At 55.5% G+C, this 21,199-nt stretch carries 18 protein-coding genes; 11 read left to right on the top strand and 7 right to left on the bottom strand.

The window, feature by feature from the left end:
* Positions 1-105: 105 nt before the first annotated feature.
* Genes JI62_RS09390 through mpl form a run of 3 tightly spaced genes read right to left on the bottom strand, consistent with a single transcriptional unit; the run spans position 106 to position 2,783 of the window.
* Positions 106-729 (bottom strand): LysE family translocator, encoded by a 624-nt coding sequence (locus JI62_RS09390; protein ID WP_170938522.1) that lies wholly within the window; start codon positions 727-729, stop codon positions 106-108.
* Between the two features lie 3 nt (positions 730-732).
* Positions 733-1,377: a flavin prenyltransferase UbiX gene (locus JI62_RS09385; protein WP_088699909.1), complete on the bottom strand. Its 645-nt coding sequence runs from the start codon at positions 1,375-1,377 to the stop codon at positions 733-735.
* Positions 1,374-2,783: a UDP-N-acetylmuramate:L-alanyl-gamma-D-glutamyl-meso-diaminopimelate ligase gene (gene mpl / locus JI62_RS09380; RefSeq protein WP_088699908.1), complete on the bottom strand. Its 1,410-nt coding sequence runs from the start codon at positions 2,781-2,783 to the stop codon at positions 1,374-1,376. Before mpl ends, JI62_RS09385 begins: the two co-directional genes overlap by 4 nt.
* A gap of 252 nt (positions 2,784-3,035) precedes the next feature.
* Here mpl and JI62_RS09375 point away from each other — a divergent pair, with 252 nt between their 5' ends.
* On the top strand, positions 3,036-3,422 hold the full coding sequence (locus tag JI62_RS09375) for a glutaredoxin family protein (protein ID WP_088699907.1): 387 nt from the start codon (positions 3,036-3,038) through the stop codon (positions 3,420-3,422).
* Between the two features lie 69 nt (positions 3,423-3,491).
* On the opposite strand, the gene JI62_RS09370 is transcribed toward JI62_RS09375, so the two are convergent.
* Entirely contained in the window at positions 3,492-4,016 is a 525-nt protein-coding gene (locus JI62_RS09370; RefSeq protein ID WP_088699906.1) for a hypothetical protein, read from the bottom strand.
* Between the two features lie 297 nt (positions 4,017-4,313).
* On the opposite strand from JI62_RS09370, the gene JI62_RS09365 reads away from it, so the two are divergent.
* From JI62_RS09365 to pepQ, 7 genes are all read left to right on the top strand, one after another.
* On the top strand, positions 4,314-5,894 hold the full coding sequence (locus JI62_RS09365; protein ID WP_088699905.1) for an ABC transporter substrate-binding protein: 1,581 nt from the start codon (positions 4,314-4,316) through the stop codon (positions 5,892-5,894).
* A 192-nt stretch (positions 5,895-6,086) separates the two neighbouring features.
* Positions 6,087-7,136, top strand: coding sequence for an ABC transporter permease (locus tag JI62_RS09360; RefSeq protein ID WP_088699904.1), 1,050 nt, complete (start codon positions 6,087-6,089; stop codon positions 7,134-7,136).
* Positions 7,133-8,089, top strand: coding sequence for an ABC transporter permease (locus JI62_RS09355; RefSeq protein ID WP_088699903.1), 957 nt, complete (start codon positions 7,133-7,135; stop codon positions 8,087-8,089). Before JI62_RS09360 ends, JI62_RS09355 begins: the two co-directional genes overlap by 4 nt.
* A gap of 7 nt (positions 8,090-8,096) precedes the next feature.
* On the top strand, positions 8,097-9,113 hold the full coding sequence (locus JI62_RS09350; RefSeq protein WP_088699902.1) for an ABC transporter ATP-binding protein: 1,017 nt from the start codon (positions 8,097-8,099) through the stop codon (positions 9,111-9,113).
* Positions 9,110-10,183 carry an ABC transporter ATP-binding protein gene (locus JI62_RS09345; protein ID WP_088699901.1) on the top strand — a complete coding sequence of 358 codons (1,074 nt, stop codon included), beginning with the start codon at positions 9,110-9,112 and terminating at the stop codon, positions 10,181-10,183. The genes JI62_RS09350 and JI62_RS09345 overlap by 4 nt, the downstream gene beginning before the upstream one ends.
* Positions 10,184-10,232: 49 nt before the next feature.
* Positions 10,233-11,144 (top strand): LysR family transcriptional regulator, encoded by a 912-nt coding sequence (locus JI62_RS09340; protein WP_088699900.1) that lies wholly within the window; start codon positions 10,233-10,235, stop codon positions 11,142-11,144.
* A gap of 44 nt (positions 11,145-11,188) precedes the next feature.
* On the top strand, positions 11,189-12,487 hold the full coding sequence (pepQ, locus tag JI62_RS09335; protein WP_088699899.1) for a Xaa-Pro dipeptidase: 1,299 nt from the start codon (positions 11,189-11,191) through the stop codon (positions 12,485-12,487).
* Positions 12,488-12,583: 96 nt separating this feature from the next.
* Here pepQ and JI62_RS09330 read toward each other — a convergent pair whose 3' ends face one another.
* The 3 genes from JI62_RS09330 to JI62_RS09320 form a co-directional block, all read right to left on the bottom strand.
* Positions 12,584-13,180 carry an OmpW/AlkL family protein gene (locus JI62_RS09330; RefSeq protein WP_170938521.1) on the bottom strand — a complete coding sequence of 199 codons (597 nt, stop codon included), beginning with the start codon at positions 13,178-13,180 and terminating at the stop codon, positions 12,584-12,586.
* Between the two features lie 517 nt (positions 13,181-13,697).
* Positions 13,698-14,753 (bottom strand): 2,3-butanediol dehydrogenase, encoded by a 1,056-nt coding sequence (locus JI62_RS09325; protein WP_088700050.1) that lies wholly within the window; start codon positions 14,751-14,753, stop codon positions 13,698-13,700.
* A 36-nt stretch (positions 14,754-14,789) separates the two neighbouring features.
* Positions 14,790-16,598, bottom strand: coding sequence for an NAD(P)/FAD-dependent oxidoreductase (locus JI62_RS09320; RefSeq protein WP_088699897.1), 1,809 nt, complete (start codon positions 16,596-16,598; stop codon positions 14,790-14,792).
* A gap of 290 nt (positions 16,599-16,888) precedes the next feature.
* Between JI62_RS09320 and JI62_RS09315 the strand changes: the two genes are divergently transcribed.
* From JI62_RS09315 to JI62_RS09305, 3 genes are all read left to right on the top strand, one after another.
* Complete coding sequence (locus tag JI62_RS09315) at positions 16,889-18,871, top strand: sigma-54-dependent Fis family transcriptional regulator (RefSeq protein WP_088699896.1); 1,983 nt, start codon at positions 16,889-16,891, stop codon at positions 18,869-18,871.
* A 279-nt stretch (positions 18,872-19,150) separates the two neighbouring features.
* On the top strand, positions 19,151-20,005 hold the full coding sequence (locus JI62_RS09310; protein ID WP_088699895.1) for an AAA family ATPase: 855 nt from the start codon (positions 19,151-19,153) through the stop codon (positions 20,003-20,005).
* A gap of 3 nt (positions 20,006-20,008) precedes the next feature.
* On the top strand, positions 20,009-21,190 hold the full coding sequence (locus tag JI62_RS09305) for a vWA domain-containing protein (RefSeq protein WP_088699894.1): 1,182 nt from the start codon (positions 20,009-20,011) through the stop codon (positions 21,188-21,190).
* Positions 21,191-21,199 lie beyond the last annotated feature (9 nt).

Here is a 21,199-nt window from a genome sequence, read left to right as displayed (position 1 = left end):
CAGCCACGCCCGCCTATGCGACCCTGCCCGTGGCTACTGCTCAGCGTGGCATCGCTAGTGCTTATTAGCGCCCGAGTAGGGTTGTTACCCCCCGTTTAATGGCTATTACCCCAGCGCCAACCATAAACCAACGCCAATCATCAGCGTTCCGGCAATACGGTTAAGCAAACGCACATTGCCGCTTTTACCCAACACACTGCGCAACGTTTTACCACCAGTGGCATAGACCAGCATACTGGCAAACTCGATGGTCAAGATGACCGCGATGAGCAGGCTGAGCTGCCCTGGCAAGGGGCGGCTACTATCCAGAAAGGGGGGTAGAAGCACCATAAAAAAGGCCCACCCTTTGGGGTTTGCCACTGCCGTCACAAATCCTTGCATGGCTAACTGCAGAGGACTTGCGGGTGGCCCTGCATCCAGCTCACTGGGGATCGCCATGCGCCCACGGGAGCGCCACATCATAATGCCCAAATACCCCAGGTAGGCGCCGCCCACCCACTTAAACAGCACAAACAGCTCTGGCTGTCGCAGCATTAACGCCGCCACCCCTGCGCCAGCGGCCGCCGCCACCAAGCCAACGCCCAGTAACTCACCGATCATCATCCACAGCGTACGTTTAACGCCTTGGGTCATGCCCAGTACCATGGCGAGGGTCATGCACATACCGGGGGTTAGCGAAACAAACAGAAACGTTGGCACAAAAACCGAGAGCGTAGCCCACGACATCATAGATCAGTCATCCTTGTTTTCGACCTCACCCCAGCGAGGAACCAGCGAGTGCTCGATGCCTAGCTGGTTGAGGATACGCGCGACAATAAAATCAATCAGATCATCAATGCTTTGTGGGCAGTGATAAAATCCTGGGGCTGCCGGCAAAATGACCACGCCCAAGCGACTCAATGTCAGCATGTGCTCCAAGTGAATCGGCGAAAACGGGCTTTCCCGTGGCACCAGCACCAAAGTTCGGCGCTCTTTAATCGCCACATCTGCCGCCCGCTCAATCAGGTTGTTGCTGGCCCCCGTTGCCACGGCAGAAAGCGTGCCGGTAGAGCATGGGCACACCACCATGGCAGAGGGGGCGCCAGAGCCTGACGCCACCGGTGCCATCCAGTCCTCGCGACCAAAGCAGCGAATCTGACCGGGCCGCGCCCCACTGCGCTCACTCAGCGCCTCAGCTAAGCGCTGGGGCTGGGCGGGCAGCTCAATATTGGTTTCAGTGGCAATGACCATGTGTGCGGCTTTTGAAATCATCACCCACACTTCATGCCCTGCGGCGACCAATACATCGATCAAGCGCAAACCGTATTGCGCCCCCGACGCGCCAGTTAGCGCCACGGTAATCGGTTTCTTGAACGCGGTATCGGCGTTAGCTGTCACGTTTCCCCCTCCTTGGCTGCAGCCAATGCGGCGAGCAGTCGTTCATGCACCCCCTCAAAGCCGCCGTTGGACATCACCACAATGCGATCCAACGGTGAGGCTTGAGCGACCACTGCCGCCACCAGCGAATCGATATCGCTAAACAGCTGGGCATCCGCGCCCTGGGTGGCGACCAGCTCGTCCATCGACCAGTCAAGCCCGGCGGGCTGAAACCAAAACACGCCATCAGCGTCAGCCACGCTCTCAAGCAACCGCTCGCGCAGCGCGCCTAAGCGCATGGTGTTGGAGCGGGGCTCAATGACCGCCAGCAAGCGCCCCTTAGTAGTTGCCGCGCGTAGCCCTTTAAGCGTCGCGGCAATCGCCGTGGGATGATGGGCGAAATCATCAATGACCTGAATGCCATTAATCTCACCACGCACTTCCTGACGTCTCCTGGGCGTTTCAAAACGCGCCAGCGCCGCACAGCCACGGGCTAGATCAACCCCACACAAATACGCCGCCGCCAGCGCTGCCAATGCATTGCGGGCGTTATGCTCGCCGGTCAGCGACCACTCAACCACCCCATCTTGTTCTTGACTACTCACCGCCTGGCCCTGCTTATCACCGCTATAAATGACCTGGAAGCGACTGGCGTCGGCGCGTTCTAGCTTAAGCTGCCATTCGGACGTGTCCTGGTCACCAAAGTGGACTACCGGCGTCCAAACGCCTTGCTCTAATACGCGTTCAAGCGCGGGCTGCTCATCGGCGACTAGCAGGTGGCCCTGACTTGGCACCGTTCGCACCAGGTGGTGGAACTGGCGCTCGATAGCGGCCAGGTCAGGAAAGATGTCGGCGTGGTCAAACTCAAGATTGTTGAGGATCGCGATATCCGGGCGATAGTGAACAAACTTGGAACGTTTATCGAAGAAGGCGGTGTCGTACTCATCAGCCTCTACTACGAACGGCGCTTGTGGGTCTCCCAAACGCGCCGACACGCCAAAGTTACGCGGCACTCCACCAATTAAAAATCCCGGCTTTAAGCCGGCACTCTCCAATAGCCAGGCTAATACACTCGCGGTGGTGGTTTTTCCGTGGGTACCTGCCACTGCGATGACGCGACGACCGGGCAACACGTGTTCTGCCAACCACTGCGCACCCGAGATATACGGCAAGCCGCTGTTCAGTAGCGCTTCAACCTCGTCATTGCCCCGCGACAGCGCATTGCCCACCACGACGAGATCCGGCGATGGCGACAGATGCTCGGCATGGTAGCCCTGCATTAAGGTGATGCCCGCATCAGCCAATTGGGTGCTCATCGGAGGGTATACGTTCTGATCAGAGCCACTCACTTGGTGCCCCATTTCACGCGCCAGCAGCGCCAGGCTCCCCATAAAGGTGCCACAGATACCCATAATATGCAGATGCATGGCTCTCGCCCCGTTAATCGCCAGTAAACTCATTCAATAAAAGCCAAAAAATGGCGTAAAAATAGCTAACTAGCCTAGCATGATGACACTATTTGCTCATCACCTCATCGCTAAAAACGGCGGCAATACGCCTCCCAAGTGACAAATCCCTCTAGTTGTTGCAGGATGCGGCCACTGTTTACTAATGATGATCATCACTTTCTTACCACTCGTCACGCTGATGTGAGCCAGCATCAGCAAAGGAGTCTTTCAATGCGCATTTTAATTCGCTATTTTTTCCGCGGCCTTCGCTTGGTGCTTGCCCCTGTCATGCTGATTTCGGAGAAGCTATCTACGCCTAAAGCAGTGGAGCGTACCCCTGAAGAGCAAGCTAAAGTGGATCAAGCATGCCAGAACCTCGCGTTGTACCAATTCCGCACCTGTCCTTTTTGCATCAAGGTGCGCAAAGAGATAGCACGACTGGGCTTAAACATTGAAGTACGTGATGCGCAACTTGATCCTGCCCATAAGCAGGCGCTCTTGGAAGGGGGCGGCAAAGTCAAAGTGCCCTGTTTGAAAATCACCCACGACGATGGTCGTGAGGAGTGGATGTACGAATCAGACACCATTAATGCCTGGCTGCACCAACGCTTTGGCTAAGGCCTTTCTGCTTGGCATGGGAGCCCTCTCAAACCTTTTCACCAGGTCGGCGTAAGTCGACCTGGCGGGTTAAAACTCTATTTTTTGTGCCTCAACATCGAATGCCACGTCAATCTCAATGCCCTCTTCAAGATTTGCTGGCTCACCTAACGCCACTTGCAGCGCCATTATCCCCTCTATTTTGCCAGCCACATGAACCGCTTGACTGGTACGTTCATAATGCGTCAGCGTAACGGCCACATCGCCACCCTCCGAGGTAAATAGTGGCGGAGAAACAGAACTCCCAATGACGTAGATCACCACCGCATTGGTCAGTTGCTCTTCCGCCACGGTCAGGCTAATCGAGAGTGCCTCATCACTTTCCCATTCCTCACCGTCAACAGAGCCAGTGATGTCAATGTTGATATCGTCGCCTAATTCTACGAATGAGGCATTCGAGTCACTGCCATGGCTTAATACAAACCACTCGCGGCGCTCACCCTCCAGCGACCCTGTGATTTCAGGCGCTGCTTGTCCAGAGGCGCCTAGCTCGGTGGTAAAACCGCTTGTAGGTAGCCAAGCAGCCAACAACGCTATCCCAACTTGTCTCCACATAATGCTTTTCCATCCTGTTATGCATGGCTTTCTACTTACGACTTTTGTCTAAAAAAAAGGCCGTAGCATGCCGCTCTTAGCCTCATCATTCAGTAGACGAATGATGCCTGTCATTATTTCGATTGTGTGACGCGATAGGCACTCTCTATGTTGTAAGCCTAGGTTGTACACCTGTGTTGTAAATAGGTATACGAACTGACCGTGTCTGTTTTGCTGGTGCTTTCTGGTTGTAGCAGTGCTCCCTGCCTCGAAAATGGCGGCAAAACGAACAATAAACAATGACCTAAGGGAACGATAATGACGCTCAAGAAAACCTTACTGGCTTCCGTAATTGGTGCAGTGGTAGCGGGTACGGCGCTGCTGCCGATGACCGCAAGTGCTGAAACGCTGCGCATTGGTTACTCCGCTGACCCTGAAACCCTCGATATTCACGAGCAGCTCTCGGGTGGCATGTTGCGTTTCTCTCACCTTGCGTTTGATCCGCTGGTACGCTGGACAAAAGATTTCCAGTTTGAGCCGCGCTTAGCCACCGAGTGGGAGCAGGTTGACGAAACCACCATGCGCATGACCTTGCGCGAAGGCGTTACCTTCCACTCAGGCAATGAGTTCACCGCCAAAGACGTGGTATGGACCATTGAGCGCCTAAAAGAGAGCCCTGACTATCGCGCTATTTTTGAGCCGGTTGCCAGCGCCGAAGCCGTTGACGACTACACCGTTGAGATTGTCACCACCGAACCTTACCCGCTGCTTCTCAACCTGGCTACCTACATCTTCCCGATGGACAGCGAGTTTTATAGCGGTGAAACCGACGGTGGCAACGACAAAGCTGAGATCGTTAAAGCAGGCAACTCCTTCGCTTCACGTAATGTTTCTGGCACTGGCCCCTTCATCGTCACTGACCGCCGCCAGGGTGTACGGGTAGATTTTGAACGCTTTGAAGATTACTGGGATACCGAAAGCGAGGGCAATGTCACTAATATCGTACTGACGCCTATCGCGGAGAACGCCTCACGGGTTGCTGCCCTGCTCTCCGGCGGTGTCGACTTTATTGATGCCGTACCACCCAATGACCTGGATCGCGTACGCGAGGCCGACGGCGTCAATCTGGTAGAGGTTGACGGTACACGCATCATTGGCTTCCAAATGAACGAAGAGCGCGTCGAAGCCTTCCAGGATGCCCGCGTTCGTCAAGCAGTGGATTTGGCCATTAATCAGGAAGGCATTGCCGACCGTCTCATGCGTGGCTTTGCTAACCCGGCGGGACAGTTCTCACCTGAGGGTTACTCAGGCCATAACCCTGATTTAACGCCACGTTACGATATTGAGCGCGCCAAGGAGCTGATGGCCGAAGCGGGCTACGCAGACGGCTTCAGCGTTGAGATGATCGCCCCCAACAACCGTTACGTAAACGATGCCCAAATTGCTCAGGCAGTGGCCAACATGCTGGCCCAGATCAACATTGACGTTGACCTGCGCACCATGCCCCTGGCGCAGTACTGGCCTGAGTACGATACCCGCCAATCCGATATGGCGATGATCGGCTGGCACGCAGATACTGAAGACACTGCGAACTTCTTCCAGTACCTCTCTTTCTGCTTCGATGAAGAGACCGGTGCTGGCCAGTACAATTACGGCGGCTACTGCAACGAAGAGATCGATGCGCTGGTCACCGCAGCCGATAGCGAAACCGATCTGGAAAAACGCAACGAAATGCTGCGCGAAGCCGAAACCATGCTTTATGAAGACGTTGGTTATATCACCCTTCACTGGCAGAACCTTGCTTACGCAGCCGCTGATGGGGTTGAGATTGAGCCTGTGGTCAACGCCCTTGACTTCCCTTACCTGGGTGATCTGGTGATTAATCGCAGCGGCGACTGAGCATTAAGCCAAAAGAGTCACTACAGCATTAACCGCCTGAGTGTTAACGGTAAATGAGTTAGCCGCAAGGATACTTCGCTCCCTAAGCGTTTAGGGAGCGAAGCCTTTCGTTGGGCGGTTCGCGGCTGTGAGAACTCTGCATAACATGCCCCTACTTCCTTTGATGAACCCCTCACATAGGTGGCGTACGCCATGATTGCCTTTTTAATCAAGCGGCTGATGCACGCGGTTTTGGTGATGTTTGTCATCAGCGTGCTGGCCTTCGCCATTCAGGATAACCTGGGTGACCCCGTACAGCAGATGGTTGGCCAGTCTGTGCCAGAGAGTGAACGTGCAGAAATTCGCGAGCGCTTAGGCCTCAACGACCCCTTCCTGGTGCAATATGCTCGTTTTGCTAAAAACGCCGTTCAAGGTGATTTTGGCTACTCGTATTTTTACCGCGAACCGGCGTTAGAAGTGATTGCGCGCCACTTACCCGCCACTCTGGAGCTGGTATTTGCCGCAACGCTGATTATTGTGATTTTTTCTGTCCCCATAGGGGTGTACAGCGCCATCAAACCCCGCTCACCGATATCACGCCTATTTATGGGTATATCGATTATAGGCATTTCGATTCCGGTTTTTTTGACCGCGATCGTACTGATTCAAATCTTCGCCATCGGCGTTACCGTTACGCTGTTCCCCGAGAGCACTGGTTGGGGCGCATGGCTGAATGACTTCTTCTCCACCGAAGGCAATATGCCCTCCTTTGGCCGTGGCTATGACCTCGTTAACGTAGTGGGCCATTGGGACACCAACTTGGCAACCTGGAACGGCGTACAGCACCTAGTGTTACCGGCAGTCTCTTTAGCCTCCATTATGCTACCGCTGTTTATCCGCCTGATTCGTGCCGAAATGATGGAAGTCCTGCAGTCGGAGTACGTTAAGTACGCCCGCGCTAAAGGAATCTCCATGCGCCGGGTCTATTTCGTTCATGCCCTCAAAAACACCATGCTGCCGGTAATAACCGTAGGCGGCGTACAGATCGGCACCATGGTCGCCTACACCATTTTGACCGAGACCGTTTTCCAATGGCCCGGTATGGGCTTGATGTTTTTGGATGCGATTAACCGCGCCGATATTCCGCTGATTGTGACCTACCTAATGATCGTCGGCGTGATCTTTGTCGTCACCAACACCATCGTGGATCTCATCTACGGCATGGTGAACCCCACCGTTAAACTGACTGGGAAGCCCGCATGAGCACCACAACTAATTCCACACCAGCGAGCGCCTCACCCAGCCGCTGGGAACGCCTGCGCGACTCCTATATGTGGTACAGCTTCAAGCGTGACCGCACTGCCCAGCTCTGCTTGGCAGTGTTTATCTGCATGGTCATCGCCGCCTTTGCCTCACCGCTACTGGCCCCCACGAACCCTTACGACCTCTCGCAGATCGATATTATGTCATCTGAACTGCCGCCCTTCTGGATCGACGGCGCCGATGAGCGTTACACCTTGGGCACCGACGCCCAAGGGCGTGATCTGTGGTCGATCGTGCTGTATGGCACCCGTGTTTCGCTGCTAATCGGTTTCGGCGCAGTTATTTTGCAGGCATTGTTAGGGGTCACCTTCGGCCTAATGGCAGGCTACCTGGGCGGGCGCGTTGACTCTATCTTAATGCGTCTGGCGGATATTCAGCTGTCATTCTCTACGCTAATGGTCGCTATCGTGGTGGGCGCCTTGGTCAAAGCGACCATGGGCAGCGCCTTCTACAGCCAGTACGCGGTGATGATGCTGATCCTGATCATCGGCCTGGCCGAATGGCCCCAGTATGCCCGCACCGTGCGCGCATCAGTGCTGGCAGAGAAAAACAAAGAGTACGTTGACGCCGCCCGCGTAATGGGGCTGCGCAGCAAACGCATTATGTTCCGCCACGTGCTACCCAACACCATGTCACCCATCTTCGTTATCTCTACCGTGCAGATCGCCAACGCGATTATCTCTGAAGCGGCGCTGTCGTTTCTGGGCCTGGGAATGCCAGAGACGCACCCGTCGCTAGGTTCACTAATCAAATCGGGCTTTGACTACATTCAGTCCGGCTCCTGGTGGATCACCTTGATACCGGGCGCAGTTCTGGTGGTGCTGGTGCTGTCGATCAATCTACTCGGCGATTGGCTGCGTGATGTCATGAACCCACGACTCTATAAAGGCTGAGGACACCATGGCACTACTTGAAGTCAACAACCTCGATGTACGCTTTGCGCTGCGCCAGGGCGAAGTACACGCCCTGCGCGATATCTGTTTCAGCCTTGAGCGCGGTGAGCGCCTGGGTATTGTCGGTGAGTCCGGCGCAGGCAAATCGGTTGCCGCGTTTTCGCTGCTCAACTTGATCGCTAAACCGGGCTTTATCGCCGGCGGCACGGTGACGTTTGACGGTCAGGTGCTTAACCGCATGTCTGAGCGCGGCCTGCGTAAGGTACGTGGCAACCGCGTCTCGATGATCTTCCAAGACCCAATGATGACGCTGAACCCGGTGCTCTCCATTGGCGAGCAGATGGTCGAGTGCTTAAAAGCGCACCGGCGTATCTCCTCCAAAGAGGCCCGCAGGATTGCCCTGGACAAACTCCAGCAGGTGCAAATCCCTTCACCAGAGACGCGTTTGGATCAGTATCCCCACGAGCTTTCCGGCGGTATGCGCCAGCGCATTATTATCGCCATTGCGCTGCTACTCGACCCGGACATTATTATCGCCGATGAGCCCACCACGGCGCTCGACGTAACGATCCAGGCCGAAATAATGGCGCTGCTGCTGGATCTTTGCGAGCAGCATAACGTGGGGCTGATTCTCATCACCCACGATCTGGGCGTGGTCAGCCAGGTCACACAGCGCATGCTGGTTATGTACGCTGGCCGAGTCATTGAGCAAGGGCCAACTCGGGAGATTATCAACGACCCGCAGCACCCTTATACCCAGGGGTTAATCAACGCCCTGCCTCAGATGGCAACGCCGGGCGAAAAGCTCAATCAGATTCGCGGCAGCATGCCGTCACTCTCTAACCTGCCCAGCGGCTGCGCGTTTCATCCGCGCTGCGATTTTATCAATCGTGCCGATGGCAAGCCCCGCCCCGCCTGCACTCATCAGGTGCCTGAATTTGTCGAATCCGGCAACTGCCGTGTGGCGTGTCATATGGTGGCTGAAATGCTCGAAGATCGCCGTTTGAAGGAGGAAACCTCATGAGTGCGCACGCTGAGGCCATAACGGACAGCCCCAATCCTACTCTCCGTCAGAACGAAGAGAGCGCTGATTCGCTGCTGCAGATTCGCGACTTGAAAAAGCGCTTCTCGCTCTCTGGTGATTTCCTCGATCAGCTACGCTTTAAGGGCGGCAAGCTGATTCGCCACCAAGAGCACGTCCACGCTATTAATGGCGTTAATCTCGATATCAAGCGCGGTGAAGCGCTGTGCGTGGTCGGTGAGTCGGGCTGCGGCAAGTCCACGGTGGCGCGAACCGTCATGGGGCTACTGACGCCAACTGAGGGTGAGATTCGCTACGACGGCAACCGCATCGACAACTTAAGCTCGCGCCAGCTGCTGCCCTATCGCAAACGCATGCAGATGATCTTCCAGAACCCCTATGCGTCCCTCAACCCACGCATGACCATTCAGCAAACCCTGGAAGAGCCGCTGCGCCTGCACCACCCTGACTGGAAACGACCGCAGATTCTCCAAAAGGTAGAAGAAGTGATGCGCTCGGTGGGCATCGACCCTGACTGGGGGAAACGCTTTGGCCACGAATTCTCCGGTGGTCAGCGCCAGCGTATCGCCATCGCCCGCGCTTTGGCCGTCGACCCGGAGTTTATCGTTGCCGATGAGCCTATTTCAGCGCTGGACGTCTCCATCCAAGCCCAGGTGCTTAACCTGCTGATGGAAGCCCAGCAAGAGCGTAACCTGACCTACCTGTTCATTACCCACGACCTCGCCGTCGTGGAGCACTTTGGCACCCGCGTGGCGGTGATGTACTTAGGCACGGTGTGTGAAGTTGCTACCACGGCGACGCTGTTCGATAAGCCGCGCCACCCCTATACCCAGGCACTGCTCTCAGCCATTCCTCGCTTGAAGGATGACCGGCCCCAGCACATTCGACTCACCGGCGAAGTGCCGACACCGGTTAACCTACCGAGTGGCTGCGTATTTCATGGCCGCTGCCCCCATGCCAATGCGCGCTGTAAGCAAGAGATCCCCATGCTGCAAACACAGGATGACGGAACCCGTGTGGCGTGCCACGCTGTTGAGGAGGGGCGCCTATGAAGCGGGTGTCATATTCGACACAGCGAACCCAGGCGCTGAGAGGTAGAGCATGGAAATTCGCTGGCTAGAAGACTTTATCGCCCTGGCCAGAACGCGGCACTTCTCACGCGCAGCAGATGATCAAAACGTTACGCAGCCCACCTTCTCCCGGAGGATTAAACTGCTTGAGGAGGAGATGGGCGTAACACTGATTAATCGTCAAACGCTGCCGCTTTCGCTCACCCCGGCCGGGGAGGAGTTTCTGACCCTGTGCGAACAGGTGACCGAGCGCGTGCGGCTGACCCGGGATCGTGTACGCGAAATTAACGCTGGCCAGCAGCGGCGCATTATGGTCGCAGCACCGCAGAGTCTGTTGCCGCACTTCTTGCCGGAGTGGCTAGCGGCTACGGGGTGGCAAGATCGCGTACAGCCCTATTTGCGGGCGACCGGCTGGGTGGCAAATGACTACTTCCAAGCCTTGGCGCGTGCCGAGTGCGATCTGGCTATCTGTTACTGGCCGATTGGGCGCTGCGATCTGGAGATCGACACCAGCGCGTGCAATTATCGTGTGATTGGTCATGAACGACTGATTCCAGTCACTGGGTTAAATCCAGAGGGAGAACCGCGTGCCCTGCTGCCTGGCTCGCGCCACCAACCACTGCCGTGGCTTGCCTACCCCAAACGCGGGTTGTTGGGGTCTGCGGTGAAAGCACACTTAGCCCGGCTCCCCCAAACCACCTATTTAACCGCGCAAAGTGAAAATCTCTATGCGGCGGGTATTAAAGAGCTGGTACTACTTGGCTACGGCATGAGTTGGCTGCCAGAGCGCAACGTCGCGGCAGAGCTTGCTCAAGGCACGCTGGTAAGAGCGGGCGATAGTCGCTGGGATGTGCCTATGGAGCTACGGCTATACCGCCATCAAAATCATCGCCACGCGGAGCTGGATAGCCTGTGGAGCGAACTGGCGCCGCCACGTGGATGAATCCGTATTTGCGAAAGCTTATTTAACAGAGGGCACAGCTTTGTATGTCAACCACCCTATTTAACCTACAGCATGATCATATAGCGCATCTACAGCGTGCTTATTCGGATATTTTGACCGACCACGGGTTTGATAGTCTGGCGATTTACAGTGGTCATACCAGCGTACACTTTGCTGATGACCACGCGCCCCCTTTTCAAACTTACGGGCATTTTATGCACTGGGTGGGTTTAGCCGATGTGCAGCATAGCTGGTTGATTATTCAGCCAGAAAAGCGCCCGCAGCTATACTTGTATGCACCCGCCGACTTTTGGCACTTGCCTACTCATCTGCCCGAAGAGCCCTGGGTGGCAGCGTTTGATATCCACTTATGTAGCGAGAAAATCTCCCCACCGCTTACGGGAAAGGCTGCCGTTATTGGCGATATAGAGCGTCTGCCTACCAGCACCCAGAAGGCCCTAAAAGCTGAACATCACCCTGAACGAATAGTGTATGCCCTTGACGAATTACGGATGTTTAAGACGCCCTATGAGATCGCCTGTCTCCGTGAAGCCAATCGCTTAGCGATAGCGGGACATCAGGCATCCCAGGCCGCGTTTATTGGCGCATCAGGTGAGTTGGATATTCAGCTAGCGTACTTAGCAGCAAGTCGCCAGCGCGAGTCAAATGTGCCTTACCAAAATATTATTGGTTTAAATGAGCATGCTGGCGTGCTGCATTATCAACACTACGACCTTACGGCGCCTAAACAGCGCTATAGCCTGCTAGTGGATGCGGGTCGCCGCTTTCGGGGTTACTGTGCTGATATTACGCGTACCTATGCTGGCCCCGATGCTCCCGCAACATTTGGCGAACTGGTCACCGCCATGCATGGGCTGAAAGATGAGTTAGTCAAAGGCGTAGCCCCGGGGGTTAACTTTTTGATACTGCATGAGCAGATGCATCACCACCTGGGTGAAATATTAGTGGCTAACGATCTTTTTAAAGGTACCGCCGAACAAGCGGTGGCCGAAGGCGTTACGCGGGCATTCTGCCCTCATGGGCTGGGTCACTCGCTGGGCCTTCAAGTGCACGATGTGGCCGGATTGCGCCACCCGGATGGCACTCCCGCCCCTGCTCCAGAGCACCACCCAGCGCTACGGCTGACACGCACGCTGCGCCCCGGCATGGTCGTCACCATTGAGCCTGGGCTGTATTTTATTAATATGCTGCTTGCCCCACTGCGCAATACTGACCTACCCATTAACTGGCAACTCGTCGACCAGCTTGTGCCCTGTGGCGGTATTCGTATTGAAGATAATGTGGCGGTGACGGAAAGTGGTTTTGCGAATCTAACGCCCTAGAGTCTCTAAAAGCTTTTTTCAAACGCAAAAAAACAACGCCCGGCACATGGCCGGGCGTTGAATTGTGTCTGGCTATCAGGAGAAGCCAGGTCGAACTTAGAAGCGGTAAGTAACACCACCGCCAATGGTGACAGGTTCGATGTCGACTTCACCGCCCACATTGATGTCTGCGTTCACGTCAGCATAGCTGGCGTAACCGTTAAGCATAATATTGTCAGTCACAGCCAGATCAACACCCACTTGGCCGATCGCGCCGTAGCTTTCGTCAACGTTCACACCACTGGGCTCACCAGAGAAGCGTGTGTAGTTAAGGCCAGCACCCACGTAAGGCTGAACTTTAGAATCCAGGCCGCCCATCGGGTAGTAGTTCACCAAAAGGTTTATCGGCAGGCGGTCTACGCTGCCCACATCGCCTAGAGCAGATGTATTCAGATCGTGCTCAAATTTCTCAGAGCTGTTGAGCTCAACGCCAACCTTATCAGTAAACAGGTAACCAGCACCGAAGGTGAAGCCGCGAGCGCTCTGCACGTTCAGTGAATCACCATTCAGATCACCATTACCTGAACCCGTATCCGTTTGAGCAACACCGCCACGAACAAATACGTCACCAGCGTTATAAGCCAATGCTGCCTGGCTTGCCAGAGCAAAACTAGCAGTGATAACAGCGGCAGAAATCAGTTTCATATTACTCATCAGGGTCATCCTCTATGCAGCGCGCAGTTCCATGCGCTTGGGGATTGCGGTACTTGCTATCCAACTTTCCTATACAGTGTATATTATACGAACACTGTTTCCAAATTTCTTGTAAAATATTGTTATAAGAAACCGCCCTTTGATAGTTTTTCTATTTTGTAAAGCGTGTATATGAAATTCAGGCATAAAAAAAGTCCCCCGAAGGGGACCCAGGTGGAGCACGCCAGCTCACTCGGTTTATCGCTGAAAGTTAGCAGCGATGTAGGTGAAGAAGGGAGAGAAGCCAACTATCTAAGCTGTTGTTTCTCTATTCACTCACCCTTTGCCATATATATAGCGATCTGCGTGCCACCTTTTTAAAAACATCAAAAAAACAAAGAGTTAATATAATTTCATTTGATACGCATTAATCTCCCCTCGCACTGCAGCAAATAAACTGCACCACCATTGCGCAGTTTTCAGCCTTTGTGCATCACAAAGTATCATGTGAGTTCGTTAGCGCTCAAAAATCCTCACATTAGTGATTAGGTGTCACGATGATTTTCACTTGGGCTTTGTCGCTTAATAGCGCCTCAAAACCCTCCTCGACGATATCTGCCAATGGAATGCGCTGGGTGACCATATCTTCGGCGCGGAAGTAGCCCCGTTGCATTAGCGCCATTACTGCTGGGTATACATGGCGATAGGCGATAATGCCCTTCATGGTGCGCTCTTTGATGACGAGGTCGTTAGGCTGAAAGCTGGCCTCCCCTTCCCAGATACTGACCACCACCACTTCGCCGCCTTCGTGGGTGCTATGCAGCGCCTGATTCAGCACATCAGGAATGCCGGTCACTTCAAACGCCACGTCCACGCCGCCACCGCTCAGTGATTGAATCGTTGCCACCGCATCCTCCTGCTGCGGATCAACCACAATGGCCCCTAATGCTTCGGCCTTGGCTTTGCGGGAGGGCGCGACCTCTACGGCATAAATCTGCGCCGCCCCTGCGGCCTTAAGCGCTTCAATGGTCATCAGTCCTATGGGCCCTGCGCCGAATACCGCCGCACAGTCCCCGGCTTTCAGGGAGCTTTGGCGCACCGCATGCAGCGCTACCGCCGCGGGCTCTACCAGGGCACCCTGTTCAAAGCTAAGGTCATCCGGCAGCTTGTGCACCATATGCTCACCCATCACGGTGAACGCCGAGAAGCCGCCGCCACCGCCCGAGAGGCCATGAAAGCCTAGTAAGGGCGTGAGGTTATAGCGCTCCATCTGATAAGCGCCATCCTTGTTGGGTGAAAGAATCGGTTCAATGGCCACACGGTCACCCACTTTCACTCGCGTTACCTTATCGCCGACCTCGACCACTTCCCCGGAAAATTCATGGCCCATAATGATCGGCGCCTGCTCGCCACTGATCGGGTGCGGCTTACCTACCGGAATAAAAATCGGCCCGGCGGCATACTCGTGCAGATCACTACCGCAAATGCCACAGGCGGCGACTTTTACCTTCACTGCATGGGGGTCATTGATGGTGGGGATCGGCACTTGCTCGACGCGAATATCTTTTGCTGCGTACCACACCGCTGCCTGCATCGTTTGCTGACTGTTACTCATGGGTTACCCTTCCTGTTAAGACGTGTGGTGAACCGACTGCAGGCCGTAGACAGGCGTTTCCAGTCCTTCCATGCGAGCCTTTAGCTGCAGCGCCAAATAGTGCGAGTAGTGCCGAGATTGGTGTAGGTTGCCGCCATGGAACCACAGCGCCTCTTGCTGAGTCGGTTTCCACATATTGCGTAGCTCGCCCTCCCATGGGCCAGGGTCTTTGGTGGTATCAGAGCCCAGGCCCCAGCACTTGCCGACTTTATCCGCCACCTCTTGGGAGATAAGCCTGGCCGCCCAGCCGTTCATGGAGCCATAGCCAGTCGCATAAACGATCAAATCTGCCGCTAGCTCGCTGCCATCGGTGAGTGTGATGGAGTGGGGATTGATGCGCTCAATGCCTACGCCGCTGCGCAGCTTGATATCGCCACTGGCGACCAGATCACAGGCGCCCACATCGATGTAATAACCCGAGCCCCGGCGCAGATACTTCAAGAACAACCCAGAGTCATCGTCACCAAAGTCGAGTAGAAAGCCTGCGTCTTCCAGCTTTTGATAGAACTCGGCGTCGCGCTGTTTAATCGCCTCAAACGCCGGGCGCTGAAAGTCCGGCAGCACTTTGTAGGGAATCGAAGCAAAAATCAGATCAGCCTTGTCGTGGGTTAAGCCATTGGCCACCGCCTCTTCGGAGTAGAGCGGCCCCAGCACTTCCTCCATCAATGAATCCGACTTAACGATATGGGTAGATGAGCGCTGCAGCATGGTCACATCGGCGTCGTGCTCCCAGAGTGCCGCGGCAATATCGTGAGCGGAGTTATTCGACCCCACAATGACGCACTTTTTGCCTTTATAGGCATCTGGCCCAGGGTGCTGACTGGAGTGCTGCTGCTCGCCTGCAAAGCTTTCCGCCCCTGGAAATTGCGGCACATTGGGCATACCCGACATCCCGGTGGCCATCACCAATTGCTTGGGCCGTAAAGTGATCGCTTCGCCGTTACGTTTGACGTTCACCACCCACTCCCCTGCGGCTTCATCGAAGTGAGCATTCTGACACTCGGTGGAACTCCAATAATTGAGCTCCATCACCTTTGTGTACATCTCCAGCCAATCGCCCACCTTGTCTTTGGGGGCAAACACCGGCCAGTTTTCAGGGAAGGGAATATACGGAAGGTGGTCGTACCAGACCGGATCGTGGAGGCAGAGCGACTTATAGCGATTTCGCCAGGAGTCTCCTGCACGTTCGTTGCGCTCGATAATAATGGTCGGCACGCCCATCTGTTTTAGTCGCGCGCCCAAACCAATACCGCCCTGGCCGCCGCCAATAATCACACAGTAAGGCTGCTGCGTGTAACCAAGCTCCGCTTCTTCGCGCTGTCGTGCTTCCAGCCAGGTTTCACGCTGCTTATTGGCGCCGTGCTCAGCGCCTTTAGGACGGTGATGATTACGCGGTTCGGGGAAGTCATGCAGTGACTGCATCGTGGTGAGCAGCGTCCAGCATTTGCCGTCTTTAAGGCGCAAATAGCCTTTGCCACTGGCGACCGCGGTCTCGAAGGTGAACCACGCCTCAGCAACATCGCCATTTTGGGTCGCTTCACCCTCTAGCTGCCAGTTCGAGGGGCGTGCGTTCTCCAAAGTGGCATTGAGCATGGCTTGAATCGCGTCTTTGCCCTCGCAGGTCTTTAAATTCCAGGTGAAAGTAAGGAAGTCGCGCCAGTAGCACTCGTCATTAAACAGGGCGAGCACACCTTGGATATCCTGGGCTTGCAGGGCCTGATCAAACTTACTCAGCCAGCCTTGAACAGTAGCTGTGGCGGTTTGTTGGGCTTGTGTCGCTGACATAGCGGGTACTCCATGCAGGTTTGTTATTGTTGGCTGTCTTGTGACACACAACCCTAAGCACTCACTATGCCAATCACTTAAAATCAACTTCAAGATATTGAAAAATATAAATAAAAAAATAAAAAAACGTTAGCAATTGGGCATTAGGTAGAGTGTACACCTGTCACACCGTTTACACTCTGGCGTTACAGGTGTAACACACGACTAACGGCGTAATGGCACGTCGTTGACACCCACGTCAGAGCGCATAGTCTGGAAGGACAATAACAAGCCCCAGAGTGAATCACGCCATGCCCACTCAATCGCCCCTGCCTGCACGGCTGCAATCCGTCCAGCGCCAGCATATCGAGCATGTTTTCCAGCTCGGCGAAGGCTTGGACGTTCCGCAGCTACCGGCGCAAGCGACCATTCGGCGCTCCTGGCTGCGCTGCCTAAACGAGTACCAGCTCGACCCCACCCGGCCTCGCCCTGCTCGCGTGGTACCGCAGCAGACCCTGATTGAGCACCGGGAGTCTGTCGATGAGCTTTTGCACGTAGCACGCGCAGGGGTTGACCAGCTCTATCAACAAATCGCCCAACTAGGCTATGTACTGCTGCTCACCGACCACCGCGGCATTACCGTTGAGTTTCGTGGCGACCCTAATCAAGACCAGCAGCTGCGCAGAGCAGGCCTCTACCTGGGGGCCGATTGGGACGAACGCTTTGCGGGTACTTGTGCCGTAGGCACTTGCCTGTACGATCGCCAGGCGATTATCTGCCACCGACAGGAGCACTTCGACGCCTCGCATATTTCGCTCACCTGCACCGCCGCACCTATCGCTGACCCTCAGGGCAATGTCATAGCGGTGCTGGACATCTCCGCGCTGCAATCGCCTACTCAGCATGAGAGCCAAAATTTCAGCCTCTCGCTGGTAACGCTCTACGCACGCATGATTGAGGATGCTTATTTTCTGCAGCGCTACCGCGACTGCCTGATGGTGCGCCTGGATACCTCACGGGAGTTTGTACACGTTAACGGACGGGGACTCATCGCCATTGAGGAGAACGGACAAGTGATTGCTGCCAACGCAGTGGGTCGTGACTTGATCGCCGAGCACCAGCGCCGCTGGCCACCCTGGTCGCTAGACCCTACGCCCATGCTAGGAGAATTATTCGAGTGTGATATCGCCGATGTGCTTAGCATCAACAGCGCCACCGACGACCAACTGCGCGCTTTTCGTGCCAGAGTCGACAACACCATTTACTTTATTAGCCTGCTGGAGCCGCGCCGCCCTCGAGCTGCTCAGCAAGCGCATTCGCTCCCTTCCAGCCTCCCAGGGCCATTGGCACGTTTAGGCGCCGACGACCCCGCCATGCGCAAAGTCCAGAAGCTGGCCGAACGACTGTGCAACGAAGCCAGCGTTAATGTGCTGATTAGTGGAGAAACCGGCACCGGCAAAGAGGTGGTTGCCCGAGCACTACATGACAGCGGCCACCGCGCCAAGGGGCCCTTTATCGCGGTGAACTGCGCCGCTATCCCCGAAGCGCTGATCGAAAGCGAGCTGTTTGGTTACGAGCCAGGCGCCTTTACCGGTGGCCGTTCCAAAGGCATGCGCGGGCTAATCCCTCAGGCCCACGGCGGCACACTGTTTCTGGATGAAATCGGCGATATGCCGCTGTCACTGCAAACCCGACTGCTGCGTGTGCTGGCGGAACGAGAAGTGATGCCTCTTGGGGCCAATAAGCCTGAAAAGGTTGATATCCGGGTGATTACCGCCACCCATCGCAATATCGATACGATGATCCAGCAGGGTGAATTCCGCGAAGATCTCTATTACCGCCTTAACGGGGCCCAACTGCGCCTGCCCGCGCTACGCGACCGCGCCGATAAGCTCTACGTTATCCGCCGCGTATTTGACGACATCATTAAAGAGCGCGCCTCCAGCCAATCACCGCGCCTGCGGGCCGATGCCATCAGCGCTCTGCTCGCCTATGCCTGGCCCGGTAATATCCGCCAGCTAAAGAATGCGCTGGCGTTTGCACTAGCCACCTCGGAAAGCGATGAAATCACCGTTCACGATCTGCCCGAACAGTGCCTGAGCCAACGCATTACCCAGCAGAGCCCCCACAAGCCTGCAGACGCTCATGGCGACACCGATCACACATTGCTGGAAATGCTTAAGGCACAGCACTGGAACATTAGCGCCGTGGCTCGCGCGCTGGGGGTTTCGCGGCCTACTGTATACCGGCAAATGCAGCGCCAGGGCATAGTGCCGCCGAATTGGCAGGGGTGATAAAAAAGCTACTTCAGAGCTTTTGATTTGGAAATAACTGCAACATCTCTTGAGAACACGGTGCGAGGGCAGGTTGAAGCGAGGGTCTTTCGCCATGGATGGCGAAAGTAGCGCCCACGGATGGGTTAACAGCGCCCTCGCGGAAACCTGCACTCGGCACAGTGTTGTGCAGAATGCCAGCTATCACTACCTCTTGGCCTTGAGGGTGACCCTCACGTACACTTGTTTGAATCCGTTTATCTATTTATAAACCCGCTTTCGACAAGCCGAGGCCCTCCCATGGCGTTTGATTCCACTTCTTCCTATATCGCAACCGATGCGCTTAAGCAGGCGGTGAATGCTGCCGTGATGCTCGAGCGGCCGCTGTTGATCAAAGGCGAGCCGGGTACCGGCAAAACCCTGCTGGCTGAAGAGTTGGCCGAGTCTCTCGATACCCAGCTGATTACCTGGCACATTAAATCCAGCACCAAGGCGGCCCAGGGCTTATACGAGTACGATGCCGTCAGCCGCCTGCGGGATTCTCAGCTAGGCGTTGAAGGCGTGGAAAATGTCGCCAACTACATCAAGCCCGGCAAGCTGTGGGAAGCGTTTACCGCCCATCAACGGGTGGTGCTACTGATCGACGAGATCGACAAGGCCGATATCGAATTCCCCAACGACCTGCTCCAAGAGCTGGATCGTATGGAGTTCCATGTTTACGAAACCGGCGAAACCATCCGCGCCGAACAGCGCCCGATTATCATCATCACCTCAAACAACGAAAAAGAGCTGCCGGATGCGTTCCTGCGCCGCTGCTTTTTCCACTACATTGAATTCCCTGACCGCGAGACCATGCAGGCGATTGTCGATGTTCACTTTCCGGATATCGGCCCCCGGCTGGTCAGCGAAGCCCTAGAGGTGTTTTTCGAGCTACGTAAAGCGCCAGGCCTTAAGAAAAAGCCGTCCACATCTGAACTAGTCGACTGGCTCAAGCTACTGATGGCTGACAATATTGCTCAAGAGGCGCTCTATAACCGCGACCCGGCCAAAGCGCTGCCGCCCATGGCCGGCGCCTTGGTCAAAAACGAGCAGGATACCCAATTGCTTGAGCGCCTGGCGTTTATGATCCGTCGCCAGAAAGGCACAGGCCGCTAAGCCATGTTTATTGGCCTGTTTGAGACGTTAAAGCGCGCGGGCGTGCCGGTATCGCTGCGGGAACTGCTGGATCTTCACGCCGTGGTAGAGCGCGGCGTGGTATTCGCAGATATAGAGGCCTTCTACCAAGTGGCCCGGACGGTGATGGTCAAGGATGAACGCCACTTTGACCGTTTTGATCGTGCCTTCGCCGCCTGGTTTAAAGGCCTTGAGGATATGGACGCGGCTATTGAAGCGCTGATCCCCGATGAGTGGCTGCGCCGGGCGTTTGAGAAGCAGCTTACCGACGAAGAGAAAGCCAAAATCGAATCTCTGGGCGGCCTCGAAGAACTCATCGAAACGTTCAAAAAACGTCTGGAGGAGCAGAAAGAGCGCCACGCCGGCGGCAACAAATGGATTGGTACCGGCGGCACCAGCCCGTTTGGCGCCTACGGTTATAACCCGGAAGGCATTCGCATTGGCCAGGATGGCTCTCGCCACCGCCGTGCCACCAAAGTCTGGGACGAGCGGCGCTTTCGCGACTACGACGACTCTCTGGAGCTGGGCACCCGCAATATCAAAATGGCGCTGCGTCGCCTGCGCAAGTTTGCCCGCCAAGGGGCGTTAGATGAGTTTGACGTGGAGAGCACCATCCGCGAAACCGCCAAGGACGCCGGGCTACTCAACGTGCAGATGCGTCCAGAGCGCCACAATGCGGTAAAGGTGCTGCTGTTTTTGGATGTGGGTGGTTCAATGGATGATCATATTCGCGTCTGCGAAGAGCTGTTCTCGGCAGCCCGCTCGGAGTTTAAGCACCTGGAGCACTACTACTTTCACAACTGCCTTTACGAAGGGGTTTGGCGGAATAATATGCGCCGGGGGAACGAACGCATCCCAACCATGGATGTTTTGCACACCTACGGCGCGGATTACCAAGTAGTGATTGTCGGCGATGCGGCCATGTCTCCCTATGAGGTCACCCACCCCGGCGGTAGCGTAGAACACTTTAACGACGAAGCGGGCGGCGTGTGGCTTAAGCGGCTATGCGATACCTTCCCGCGCCTGGCATGGCTTAACCCGATGCCGCCCCGAGCATGGGAGTACACCTACTCGACAACGCTGATTCGCGAGATCATTGAAGATCGCATGTACCCCATGACCATGGAAGGCCTGGAAACCGCCATGCGCGAGCTAGCAAAGAAGTAGTCTAATTAT

Origin of the sequence: Halomonas campaniensis (assembly GCF_002211105.1) — a bacterium.
Taxonomy (GTDB): domain Bacteria; phylum Pseudomonadota; class Gammaproteobacteria; order Pseudomonadales; family Halomonadaceae; genus Vreelandella; species Vreelandella campaniensis_A.
This window is presented reverse-complemented; position numbering and strand designations above follow the sequence as displayed.